This is a genomic window from Pontibacter sp. LHS2 (assembly GCF_058932845.1).
This window is the reverse complement of sequence record NZ_JBZYWG010000003.1, coordinates 537,043-549,831: the sequence shown is the minus strand read 5'-3', so window position 1 is coordinate 549,831 and position 12,789 is coordinate 537,043. Positions and strand designations below refer to the sequence as shown.

Sequence of the window (12,789 nt, the reverse complement as noted above, 5' to 3'; positions counted from 1 at the left end):
GTTAAAGGTATTCCCAAGGGGATACGTTGCTGTACAGTTAAATTTCTGATTTATTACATGTCTACCAAACAGGAGATCAATCTCAAAAACAAATTAAAGGAAGTTTTCGGGTATAATCAATTTAGGGGGAATCAGGAGTTGATAATAAACAATATTATCAACGGAAAGAACACCTTTGTGATTATGCCTACCGGAGCTGGCAAGTCGTTGTGCTACCAACTACCTGCCCTGTCGCTGCCGGGAACTGCCATCGTTATTTCGCCGCTTATTGCCCTGATGAAAAATCAGGTCGACCAACTGAACGCTTTCGGGGTGAACGCCCATTTCCTGAACTCCACGCTTTCTAAGTCGGAGATCAACAAGGTAAAGAAGGAAACACTGGCTGGAGAAGTGAAGTTGCTGTATGTGGCGCCGGAATCGCTGACCAAAGAAGAAACGGTCGAGTTTATGCGCGCTTCCAACATTTCGTTTGTGGCCATCGACGAAGCGCACTGTATCTCGGAGTGGGGACATGACTTCCGTCCGGAGTACCGTCGTATCCGTGGCATCATTGATCAGATCGGCAACCTGCCTATCATCGCCCTTACGGCAACCGCTACGCCTAAGGTACAGCTCGACATCCAGCGCAACCTGCAGATGGACGAGGCTTCTGTGTTTAAGTCGTCATTTAACCGTACGAACCTGTACTACGAGGTGCGCCCCAAGCACAACACCAAGAAGCAGGTCATCCAATATGTAAAGAAGCACAAAGGCAAGAGCGGTGTGATTTACTGCCTGAGCCGCAAGAAAGTAGAGGAAGTAGCCGAACTGCTGCGTGTGAATGACGTGAAAGCGCTTCCATACCATGCCGGTCTGGATTCCAGCGTACGCATGGCGAACCAGGATGCCTTCCTGAATGAAGATGCGGATGTGATTGTGGCCACCATTGCCTTTGGCATGGGCATTGACAAGCCGGATGTACGCTTCGTGATTCACTACGATACACCTAAGTCGATTGAGGGCTATTACCAAGAGACGGGTCGCGCAGGTCGTGATGGTCTCGAAGGAAACTGCATCATGTTCTACAGCTACGATGACATCATCAAGCTGGAGAAATTTAATAAAGACAAGCCGGTAACAGAGCGCGATAACTCCAAGCTCTTGCTACAGGAAATGGCCTCTTACGCGGACTCAGCAGTGTGTCGCCGTAAGCAGCTACTGCATTACTTTGGCGAAGCCTACGAGAAAGACTGTGGCTTCTGCGACAACTGTCTGCACCCTAAAGAGCGCTTTGAGGCACAGGATGAAGTACAGCTGGCTTTAAAAACAGTACAGCAAACAGGTCAGCGCTTCAGCATCGATCATAATACAGCCGTACTCACGGGATTGCGCAACCAACATGTAACTAGTTACGAGCACGATCAACTAGAAGTGTTTGGCGCCGGTAAAGAGCACGACTCGCAGTTCTGGAGTTCTGTGCTGCGTCAGGTTTTACTGTCGGAGTATCTGGAGAAGGACATTGAAAATTTTGGTATCGTGAAGCTGACGCAGAAAGGGCTTGACTTCATCCAGAACCCGCATCCGATCCAGCTGAGCAAGGACCACGATTATGAGCAAGAGGTAAAGGCGGACGAGGAGAAGGAAGAAACGCAGGCATCAGCCGGGCATGACGAGGTGTTGTTCGACATGCTGAAGAACCTGCGCAAGAAGCTGGCAAAAGAGAAAGGTCTGCCTCCTTACGTGCTGTTCCAGGACCCATCCATCAAAGAGATGGCGACCGTGTACCCAACCACCAAAGAAGACCTGGCGCACATTGCCGGAGTGGGTATGGGCAAGGTGCAGAAATTCGGTAAGCCGTTCCTGGACATGATCACCAAGTATGTAGAGGATAACGACATTGTAACGGCTGCTGACGTGGTGGTGAAAACCACTGTGAACAAGTCCAAGATCAAGATCTACATCATCCAGCAGATAGACAAGAAGGTGGATCTGGAGGAGATCGCCTCTTCCAAAGACCTGACGATGCAGGAACTGATCGAAGAGATTGAGCACATTTGCTACTCAGGTACAAAGCTCAACCTGAATTACTACATCGACAATATTCTGGATGATGAGCGCCAGGATGAGATATACGACTACTTCATGAGTGCCAGCACCGACAATATTGCGGTGGCGCTTAAGGAGCTTGGCACAGACGATTACAGCGAAGAGGATGTACGCCTGATGCGCATCAAGTTCCTGTCAGAGTACGCTAACTAAATGTTGATCGTTTGATCATAAATAAGAGCAAGAATAAAGGTGAAGAGACCGTTGTAAAAGTGCAGCGGTCTCTTCCTGTTTTAGAGCAAATCATCGTATCAAAAAGTAAAAACCATGATTTGTGCTGCACTGAGCATTATAAATTTATAACTTCGCAACAACGCTTTTGGTAAGGCTGAGAGCAGCATTTAATAATCAGCAACAAGCAATTAGACTATGAACGTATTGATAATAGGATCTGGAGCTAGAGAGCATGCACTGGCATGGAAACTGAGTCAGAGCCCATACGCCGAGCAGATATTTGTAGCACCAGGAAACGCAGGCACAGATGAATTCCACACCAGTTGCGCCATCGATATCCACAACTTCGATGAGGTTGCCAAGTTCGTAACCGACTTCAATATCATGATGGTAGTGGTTGGTCCGGAAAACACTTTGGTGGAAGGTATACATGACTACTTCCAGGAGAAGGATTTTCTGCGTGATGTGCTGGTCGTAGGTCCTAAGAAGCTGGGTGCTATGCTGGAGGGCAGCAAGGATTTCTGCAAGGCCTTCTTACAAAAGAATAATATCCCGACGGCACGTTACGAGACGTTCACTGAAAGCAACTACCGCGAAGCCGTGGAGTATCTGCGGACGCACAGCTACCCTGTAGTACTGAAAGCCGACGGATTGGCAGCAGGCAAGGGCGTGATCATTGCACAGACCTTTGAAGAAGCCATTGACAGCTTGGAGGCGATGCTGCGCAGGCATAAGTTTGGCAAGGCCGGCAGCAAAGTAGTGATCGAGGAGTACCTGCAAGGTATAGAAGTATCAGTGTTCATATTAACAGATGGCAAAGAGTATGTGCTGCTTCCTGAAGCGAAGGACTACAAGCGCATTGGCGAAGGTGACGCTGGTCTGAACACAGGCGGTATGGGCGCTGTTTCGCCAGTTCCGTTTGCCGACGAAGCCTTCATGCAGAAGGTACGCGAGCGTGTCATAGACCCAACCATACGCGGCATGCAGGCCGACAACCTGGACTATACCGGTTTCCTGTTCATCGGCCTGATGAATGTGAACGGTGACCCTTACGTGATTGAGTATAACGTACGTCTGGGTGATCCGGAAACAGAAGCTATCCTGCCACGCATCAAGTCCGATCTGTTTGAGCTATTCCTGGCACTGCACGATCACAAGCTCGGCGATTTCAAACTAGAGATAGACCCTCGCACAGCTGCAACCGTGTTCCTGGTATCTGGTGGTTATCCAGAGGGATTCGATAAAGGAAAAGAGATAAGTGGACTGGAGCAGGTGAATGCCGATACCCTGGTGTTCCATGCAGGCACGAAGCGTGTTGATGACAAGATTGTGAACAACGGTGGCCGCGTGATTGCAGTAACCGGCTTAGGCAATACGATGGAGGAAGCACTGGCGAAAGCGAACAAGGCGGCAGAAGCCATTAACTGGACAGACCGCTATTTCCGTCGCGACATAGGCTTTGATTTAGCGAAACAGCCTATGCATTAGGCAGGCTATACCTGATAAAAACAAAGGCCGGTGTTTCGAGAAACACCGGCCTTTGTTTTTATAGTGGGCTATTGCTTAGCAATACGCTTCGAAAGCACCTTGCAGGTTGTCTACAATACGGTTCAGTTCGTTGCCCTCGATGTGGTAACGCTCGATCATATGCACCAGTTCGCCGTCTTTGAACAGGGCGATAGAAGGAGACGACGGAGGGTATGGCAGCATGAACTCACGCGCCTTGGCCACAGCGTCCTGCTCCATACCTGCAAATACAGTGATCATTTTAGTTGGGCGCTTCTCAGAAGAGGCAACAGCCATTTTAAGGGCAGGGCGAGCCTTAGAGGCAGCACATCCGCACACTGAGTTCACCGCAACCAGCACAGTACCTTCTTTTGAAGAAAGCGCCTGCTCTACTTCTTCAGCAGTCATTAGTTGTTCGAAGCCTGCAGATGTCAGGTCTTCACGGATCGGAGCGACCATATATTCAGGATACATTCCCATGATTATCAGCTTTAAATTGAAAGATATTTAATACTGCAAAATTAATCATAATTCTGCAGAAAGGCTATAGACCAATACCATACTCATTAATAGGGAACTTAAGATATAACTTTTTGTATAGTTTTGAGAATATGCGATTTAGCTAAACTGAAGCATAGGAAGTAGGGTATACACTGTTATTCCAGTGTGCTATGTTATTAGCCTAGTTCTGTGTGCATGGCTTGCTGGGATTATGCGCGACCCCTGAACAAAACCTGCCTATGCAATCATACCCTTACCCGCATCCTTTTGGCTTTAAAAAACTTCATCAGGTAGCCTACTTTTACATGCCCGCCAACGACGAGCGACCAGCTGAGCTCATTCAAATCCTGAATTGTGACCGCACTTATATTCACGTGCCCATGCGTGAGGAAGACGTAACGCTGGATGCTTTTTTTGTGCGCGATATGACGGAGTCCGAAATACAGAATTTCAGTGGAAACCAGGTATGGCAAATATTCGTGCATTGGGACGAGCTCCATGAAGACCACGTACGTTATAATGTAAGTCGTAAAGTAATGGGCGAGCTAGAGGAGTTTAAGCAGCAGTTTCCGTTACCTGAGAGTATGGCGGCTTAGAGGGTTATCCAATAAATAAGCTTACGAACAGTAAATAATCATCCTATACCTGTCAAGGTAAAGTATAAAAGAAAAAGGCCTCTCAGATTTCTCTGAGAGGCCTTTTCGGTGGTCGCGAAGGGAGTCGAAACCTTATAGGTCATTAAAAGATAATGTATCAGATTATTGCTTTAAAACCGCCTTGCTACAGTTGTAACGGTGTCTTGTAGCTATTGAAGAATAATAATATCTAATAATCTATAAGAAATTTGTTCGTAATATGTTCGTGTTCGTATCTTGTGTCTAAATTCGAGACAAGATGAACCTAAGCTATTACCTTGAAACCCGCAGCGACAGAGAAAGCAAGAAGCCTACGCCGATTACCTTGTTTGTAAGGTTCAGAATAAATGCAGGAGGCGGGACAAAGACCCAAACTGTAAAACTCTCCACCGGTCAGAAAGTACTAGCTAAATACTGGGATTCAGAGAAGCAGCGAGTAAAGGGCAGCTATACCGGGGCGTCTGAACTTAATTCCTGGCTTACGAGCAAGCATGCTGCAGCTTCCAAAGCCTTACTCAATGCCTCATCACACCAGGAAGCGCTGACCACTGAAAAAGTAAAGGAATTAATACGTCCTTTGTTTGTGGAGCAGCCCATCTTAGTCGAGGAAACATTGTCATTATGGGAAGTCTATGCGAACTTCATTAAGATTCGAAGTACCCAAAAGAGCGAAAGTACCCTGAAGAAATACCAGACAACGCTTAACCACCTGCAAGACTTTGCCAATGCTTATAAGTTTCGGGTAAGCTTCGAGAGCTTGGACCATAGATTTTTGGAGCAGTTTATCACTTACCTGATAAAAGAAAAGAAACATACCAACAACACGATTGAAAAGAATATCCGGATATTAAAAACTTTCCTAAACTGGGCGACGGAGCAGGAGCACAACAGTAAACTTACCTTTAAAAAGTTCGGGTACTCAAAAGAGAAAGTAGACATCGTGTACTTAACTGAGGAGGAATTACACCGATTGTATTTCCTTGATCTGGCAGGCAAAGAGGCTTTGCAAAAAGTAAGGGATGTATTCTGCTTTGGTTGCTATACCGGCCAGAGGTTCTCTGATATACTGAAGATATCCCATGATCAGATACGGGGGAATACCTGGTACATCGTGACGCAGAAGACAAAAGATGTACTTGAGGTTCCTCTTAATAACTATGCATTAGAAATACTGTCAAAATATAAAGATAATGCCAGACCGCTGCCAGTAATTTCAAATCAAAAGACGAATGCACACCTTAAAGATTTATGCGAACTGGCAGAGATTGACGACCCAGTGACATTCACGAAGTATAGAGGCGCCGAGAAGATTCAGGAACATAAAAAGAAGTATGAGGTTATTGGGACCCATACGGCAAGACGCACCTTCGTGACGCTCTGGCTTGAGAAGGGGGGAAGGCCGGAGACATGTATGGAGATTACAGGGCATAAAGATTATAAGACCTTTAAGAAGTATATTAAAATCACTTCTAAGGTGAAGCGTGTAGAGATGGACAGCATCTTTAAATATGAGCCTAAACTGAAGATTGCCTAGTTGATTCCATGCTAATTGAAGAGAAGGGCGCAAAGCACATAGCGGCTGAAAGATATGCTGTATTCATCAAGGGTATACAAGATAGCAGTAATGCAATAGATGGGCAGGTAACACTCCTGGAAAACAAGATTGCTGAGTGTAGAGCATATATAAAGAAACTGAAGAAGGTTGATGCTGGCTTTACCAGACCAGAACTTGAAATTGATGCTACCAAGCTTTTGGTTAAAGAGCTGTTGAAGAAAAGAAAGGCTCTAAATGCAAAGCTAAAATATGCTGATCAAAAAGTTTTCCCAAGGATCGATACATTAGAGGAGCTATTTCCGGATCCTCTACTTATAGGCCGGGTTACCGAAACTATGAAAGTGCATGATACATGGTGGAATGGTGGCTACGCCTCTGGATCATTTTGGAATACGCCTGGTGCCGGACACCACTTGAATATTCTGATTACTATACTCATTGAGCGCAGCTTATTGAAAACCAAGAACAGAAGCCACATAGGAAGGCTTTTCAATATGTTTTACAAGCTGAAATTTGAGGAAAGAGTGTACAGGGATGGCTACTCTAAAAATTATAGATACAGAAATAAAGTGAGGGCTAACATCTTAAGTATACTCGATCAATAACAATTGGTCAGAAAAAACGGAAATGCTTCTCATTTTTAAAAACCCCCTTTGAATACCTTTGGAATATCAACTAACAGGTATTCTACATGACCCAAATTCTTTTTACGTCTTTAGACAAAGACTCTCTGAAGGCAATAATCGCCGAGGCAATAGCAGAACATTACAGCCACGCCCCAGCCCCTTCTCTAACAGCACCACAAGCGGGCAAAGACGCTGATGTCATCTTAGAAACCAGTGAGGTAATTGAAAAGCTGAAAATTTCACCAGCGACCCTTTACAACTGGAGAAATCAGGGGAAAATACCTTTCTATCGTATTGGGAGAAGAGTATATTACAAGGAAGCCCAGATCATGGCAGCACTGGAGGATCCCAGACTCAGGCTACAAAACCTTCGACCTTCTAATGAGAGGAGGGGGTAAGAATGAGTAAACAAGCCAAGCTTCAATTTGGTGCTGTTGAAGTCAGAACCGACCGAGAAGGGAAAATCAGTCTGACCGACCTTTGGAGAGCTGCTGGTTCTCCTAACAAGAAAGACCCTTCAACATGGCAAAATAGGGAGTCCACCACAAGCTTTATCGAAGCCCTCCGAGATCTAATTACCCCATTAATGGGGGATTTAAAACTCGTGCAATCTAAAGCAGGCAGATATGGAGGTACATTTGCACACAAGCAGATTGCATTGGCTTATGCTAAATATCTCTCTCCCAAACTACACGTCGCAGTAAATGAAGTATTCTTCCAACGGCTGGAGGAGACGAAAAATCCTGATCTGGCTGTAGATAGAGCTGTTCGGGACTGGGAAAAGCAGGGGAAAGACGAGAGTTGGATCAGTACACGGCTGAAGAGTAAAGCACAAAGGATTGAATTTACATCTATTCTCAAGCAGCATGGGGTTACAAACGGAGGAGGCAATAACAACGGATATAGGGTATGCACCAATGCTATCTATGACCCTTTATTCGGCGGTGATACAGCAACTATAAGGCAAAAGAAGCAGCTCCCTAAAAAAGCTAAAATACGAGACAGTTTTGGCTCTGTAGAATTGGCGGCCGTAATCTTGTCAGAGGCGATGGCAGCTGAGAACATCAAGCTTAAGAGCCTATATGGCAACTACGAGTGCATGCAGGAATGCAAATCTGTTTCGGCGCATGTTGCCAAGGCTATCACAAATAGCCGTAAACCTGAGCAGCGAAGCTCTAGGTTGAAATAAAAGAAAAAGCCGTGCAATCTCCACAAAGCACGGCTTAAGTTTCAGTGTGTTTTACTGTCGTTTACCAAGTAAAGATACAATTATTATTGTTATCGGGATACGGCATTTCAATGTTTTTTAAGCATCAGGATGTCAAAAGATACTTTTTACTTCAAACATGATTACAACTCCAGGAATGATCACAAGATAAGTGCTCTCATGTCCGATCATGGGCCGGCAGGCTATGGAATTTATTGGTGCCTAGTTGAATTGTTGCATGAAGAAGAGGAACACAGGCTTCCAATGAAAGATAGGTTTTTTAAAGGGGCTGCCAAGCAAATGTCTGCAGATACTGAGCAGCTCAAGAAGGTCGTCCACGACTGCTGTACAGAATATGAACTCCTAGTGTCTGACGGTGAATTCTTCTACTCTGAACGAGTATTGAGGAATATAGAAGATCGCAAAAAAGTAGCAGAAAGCAGAAGCAAGGCAGGGAAAGCTTCCGCAGAAAAAAGGGCTAGAGTGAGTAAAGATGATCCGGCAGATCAAAATGATGCCGCAGACCCTGTTGGTTCAGATAGTCACTTGCAAGATTCAACAAATGTTGAACAAGTGTTAACAGGTGCTGAACACAACTCAACAAAGGAAAGAAGAGAAGAGGAAAGTAAAGTAAAAGAAACTCTTTCTGTACTTAGCGAGCCTTCCGGCTCTGAAAGAGAACCTAATGAAGTTGAAACTAATGGATCAGACAAGAATGATGGCAAACCCAGGGGGAAAGCTAAGAAAGGGAAACCGGAATTAACAGTTGAGGAAGAATTAGCTGCCCTGCCGCCTGAATTTGCCAGCACATGGCAGGCCTTCCGCGACTGGTTTGAACAGCAAAAATTCGAGATGGTTCTGAAAATCAGTAAGCAACTTATGCCTACGCAGCTGCATACGCTCATGCAAGTCTTTAAGCCGCAGGATATAAAAGATGTATTACTAAGGCTTGAGAACTATAAAGACTGCAAAAAGTATAATTCTGTTTATCTGACAATCAACACATGGCTCAGCAAAGATAGAAATACCCAACACAGTTCATTTACATCTACTAGCACAACCTCTAGCGGGATCAGAGGCAACTTCAACCTCAAGAAAATGATCGAAGAGCAAGCTACAAGAGTCTACAAATGAGAAACAACAACTACACAAGAGGCTGGCAGAAGCAGCCGAATAACGAATTATCAACAGAGTTCTTAGCTGGTTACGTGCCTCCATTCGATGAAGAGTTGGAACAGGCCGTATTAGGGGCTGTTATTTTGGAAACGAGCGCCGTGCGTGTGGCACTTGGGATTATCAAGAGTGAGGAGTTCTTCTACAAAAAAGCTCACCAGATTATCTACCAAGCTATCGAGGCGCTTTTCAAGACAGGTACTCCCATCGACATGCTGACTGTCATCGCAGAGTTGCGCAACCAGAATCAGCTGGACCAGGCGGGAGGCGCACATGGAGTTGCCCTACTAACCTCGAAAATCAACTCGTCGGCCAATCTGGAGACGCACATCCACTACCTGCTGCAACTATACACGAAACGGAATCTACTTGTAATGGCAGAGACATTGCGCTCCGGTGCGCTGGACAGCACACAGGATTCCTTTGATCTGCTCAACGACCTGAACCGAGGGCTGAATTCCACGCTCGACAACCTGATTACAAAAAAACCGGTGACGGCATCGCAGGCATTCGCTGAAACGATTGCTCAGATACAAGCAGGTATAGGCAGGTCTGGTTTAGTAGGAGTACCGACTGGTATCGCCAACATTGACCGACTGACAGGCGGCTGGAGGCCTGGTGACCTGATCATCATCGCTGCCCGTCCAGCCATGGGCAAAACGGCGGTCGCTATTCAGTATGCGAAGAGCGCCGTATTGAAGTTCGGAAAGAAAGTCGCCCTCTTCTCGCTGGAGATGAGCTATATGCAGTTGATGTACCGCCTGATCGCCTCCGAGTCGGAGTTTACCAACAACGAGCTGAGCAAGTCGCAGCTGACGCTTGACGACCTGGAAGAGGTGATCCTGATGAGCAGGATACTGCAGAACAACAACCTAATCATGGACGATACGCCGGGGCTCTCCGTCATGGAGCTGCGCACCAAAGCCCTGAAGCTAAAGGCGGACGAAGACATTGACATGATCATCGTGGACTACCTACAGCTGATGCGCGGTGATCAGAAAGGCAATCGGGAGCAGGAGATTGGCTCCATTTCACGCGGACTCAAGCTGATCGCCAAGGAACTGGGTATACCGGTGATTGCCCTATCGCAGCTGAGCCGATCCGTAGAGTCGCGTGGAGGGGATAAGAAGCCGCAGTTGTCTGACCTTCGTGAATCGGGCTCCATTGAGCAGGACGCTGACACGGTATGCTTCCTATACCGGCCAGAGTACTACGGTATCATGGAGGATGAGCTAGGCAATCCCACAACAGGCACCCTGCAGCATATTTTCGCGAAGCATAGAAATGGGCCGCTGGATACCATCACGACTAAGTGCGACCTGGGGCATAACAGGATTTCAGATGTGGACGAAGTATATACAGCTGCTCCTGTTTTTGGAGCGCTGCCCGAGAGTGAGTTTAGTGTCAGAAGCTAGACTTTAAATTTTGACAACAGACATAATAAAGAGATCGGATTGACAACGCATTTTAAGGCGATCTAACGTGTCATTTCCTCCAGATATGCTCTTATATGGCTGGAGCGAGATAGTGCAATGCGATATTTTTTCTGTGCGTATTAGCAGGGTTTTGCGGCGGCTGTTATAATAAAGTCCGGCTCTCAGCGATTCTCAAACAGACTAGTTATACAAACCTCTGTATTTGTGTATAAACCACGACTTATTTAGATTTAGGTAAATAAATTATTAACCATATAACAGCTACAAGAATGAAACTACATCACATTACCCCGCAGGGCACATACCAAATCAGCGGGGCCGATTTATTGGGGATCATCAACTTTGCCGTCGAGCTAGCTTGGAATAAGCGGCAGTCTAAGGAAGCGCCCCCAGTTCCTGACAAATGGGCAGGCAAACATAAACTCACTACGGATGAGGCAGCGGAATATTTGAGAGTCACCAAAGCTACCCTGTACAGTTTTCACAGCAAGTACAAAATGGAGTACGAGAAGTCGAGACCAAGTATGTATACCATTGAAGAATTACAGCGTGTTGAAAGGGAGCGCCGGATTCGCCCTCATTAACACTTTACGCCACCCCGCGCTTCTAATCTTACACTAAGCACTTTTGCAAGTACCACAGGTCTATACCGGGTGCCTGCTTGGCCAAGCCTTCTAAAATCATTGTAACGAAATGGAAGAGGCCGCACAGTTGCAACCCCTCCCCATCTCTTCTACTTTTCCTTGAGCACCCGCACAAAGGCAGTCATCGCAAGGATTCCTAGGATTAACATTCCCATTTCAGCTTCCATATTATTCATGGTTTAAATTGATAATTGATTTTGCTCAAAAGCGAAACCAGGTAAATTCCTGTTTCCAGCACTTTGCTCTGCAAATCTGGGTGCTAAATCTGTCTGATAAAAAGACAGTAAAAAGTTACGAATTATCTATTTAGAGATCGCTTTGAAGGTTTTTGAATAAGAAGGGAATTACAAGTGGCTGGTATTTAGCATATTGGAAAGTGACAATTACGGCGGAATTTCTGAAATTATTTTCTTAGAGACACTTGTGTACATGAAGCAACCCCATACCACAACTAGCTAACAGTCAAGGGTAATGCAATCTAAAATCTTTGTAAAACTGCGTTGTTACTGATTTAGCATTCTACAGGAATAAGGGGGAATATGCTGGATGTAAACGCAAGTATTTTTCGGGATGGTTCACGCAAGATGTTGTGATATAGTCTTTTACCTGCACTAATGAAATCAATATTACATTCCCATCTAATAATTTGATGCTCTGCTGTTGTTTCAGCGGTGACTAAGCGGCAAAAACTCTGAAAAATTTGAATACATCTGTTTTATAGTTTTACAGCATGAACAATGTATGTAAAAAAGATGGACGTTAGATCAATCAAATTAAGGGAGGACCGTCACATACTGGACGACCTAGCAGTAAAGGCCCGGACGGACCGGGACGTGAAACGGCAGTATGGGCTCTCTCAACTGGAACTGGATATCCTGCTCATCATCGGCACCTGCTCTTCCTACCATCGTGTAGAGCTTATCTCCGTTCCCTATTTGGTTTTCTTCCTGGGATATAGCGAGAGTAACAGTGGAAGAGTGTATGACTGTGTAAAGAGGCTGGCAGGTAATGAGATGAATATGCTGGAAAAGCACGAGGGGTCACCGATATGCTATAGCATGATGTACCATGGGCTAAAGGTAGTAAGACGGTATCTGGAATTAGCGAATATACACAAGGAGGATGTGAGGATACAGATGCACTTTATACGCGAATTACCTGAGTAATAAATATGCCTTAGGTTGGGGTATTCGATTAGAATGTGTTTTCTCTTTGTTATTCCTTGTATATCAATGCATTGGCGATTA

General features: G+C 45.5%; 12 protein-coding genes. 11 read left to right on the top strand and 1 reads right to left on the bottom strand.

Features of this window, described 5'->3' with window-relative positions:
• Positions 1-57: 57 nt before the first annotated feature.
• Complete coding sequence (gene recQ, locus AC5FX6_RS15650) at positions 58-2,238, top strand: DNA helicase RecQ (RefSeq protein ID WP_493597920.1); 2,181 nt, start codon at positions 58-60, stop codon at positions 2,236-2,238.
• Between the two features lie 216 nt (positions 2,239-2,454).
• Positions 2,455-3,747: a phosphoribosylamine--glycine ligase gene (purD, locus tag AC5FX6_RS15645; protein ID WP_493597919.1), complete on the top strand. Its 1,293-nt coding sequence runs from the start codon at positions 2,455-2,457 to the stop codon at positions 3,745-3,747.
• 75 nt (positions 3,748-3,822) lie between these two features.
• Here the strand turns inward: purD and AC5FX6_RS15640 are convergent, their stop codons facing one another.
• Positions 3,823-4,239, bottom strand: coding sequence for a BrxA/BrxB family bacilliredoxin (locus tag AC5FX6_RS15640; protein ID WP_493598330.1), 417 nt, complete (start codon positions 4,237-4,239; stop codon positions 3,823-3,825).
• Positions 4,240-4,505: 266 nt separating this feature from the next.
• Here AC5FX6_RS15640 and AC5FX6_RS15635 point away from each other — a divergent pair, with 266 nt between their 5' ends.
• From AC5FX6_RS15635 to AC5FX6_RS15595, 9 genes are all read left to right on the top strand, one after another.
• Positions 4,506-4,862 (top strand): hypothetical protein, encoded by a 357-nt coding sequence (locus AC5FX6_RS15635; RefSeq protein ID WP_493597918.1) that lies wholly within the window; start codon positions 4,506-4,508, stop codon positions 4,860-4,862.
• Between the two features lie 298 nt (positions 4,863-5,160).
• Complete coding sequence (locus AC5FX6_RS15630; protein ID WP_493597917.1) at positions 5,161-6,435, top strand: tyrosine-type recombinase/integrase; 1,275 nt, start codon at positions 5,161-5,163, stop codon at positions 6,433-6,435.
• Between the two features lie 8 nt (positions 6,436-6,443).
• On the top strand, positions 6,444-7,061 hold the full coding sequence (locus AC5FX6_RS15625; protein WP_493597916.1) for a hypothetical protein: 618 nt from the start codon (positions 6,444-6,446) through the stop codon (positions 7,059-7,061).
• Positions 7,062-7,147: 86 nt separating this feature from the next.
• Positions 7,148-7,480 carry a helix-turn-helix domain-containing protein gene (locus tag AC5FX6_RS15620; RefSeq protein ID WP_493597915.1) on the top strand — a complete coding sequence of 111 codons (333 nt, stop codon included), beginning with the start codon at positions 7,148-7,150 and terminating at the stop codon, positions 7,478-7,480.
• A 2-nt stretch (positions 7,481-7,482) separates the two neighbouring features.
• A complete protein-coding gene (locus AC5FX6_RS15615; protein WP_493597914.1) occupies positions 7,483-8,271 on the top strand; it encodes a KilA-N domain-containing protein in 789 nt (262 codons plus the stop codon).
• A gap of 129 nt (positions 8,272-8,400) precedes the next feature.
• The gene (locus tag AC5FX6_RS15610; RefSeq protein WP_493597913.1) at positions 8,401-9,423 is read left to right on the top strand and encodes a Lin1244/Lin1753 domain-containing protein; all 1,023 of its coding nucleotides are present in this window, start codon (positions 8,401-8,403) and stop codon (positions 9,421-9,423) included.
• The gene (dnaB, locus tag AC5FX6_RS15605) at positions 9,420-10,877 is read left to right on the top strand and encodes a replicative DNA helicase (protein ID WP_493597912.1); all 1,458 of its coding nucleotides are present in this window, start codon (positions 9,420-9,422) and stop codon (positions 10,875-10,877) included. The genes AC5FX6_RS15610 and dnaB overlap by 4 nt, the downstream gene beginning before the upstream one ends.
• Positions 10,878-11,167: 290 nt before the next feature.
• Complete coding sequence (locus AC5FX6_RS15600; RefSeq protein WP_493597911.1) at positions 11,168-11,482, top strand: hypothetical protein; 315 nt, start codon at positions 11,168-11,170, stop codon at positions 11,480-11,482.
• Between the two features lie 812 nt (positions 11,483-12,294).
• Positions 12,295-12,708 carry a hypothetical protein gene (locus tag AC5FX6_RS15595; protein WP_493597910.1) on the top strand — a complete coding sequence of 138 codons (414 nt, stop codon included), beginning with the start codon at positions 12,295-12,297 and terminating at the stop codon, positions 12,706-12,708.
• The last annotated feature ends 81 nt before the right edge of the window (positions 12,709-12,789 follow it).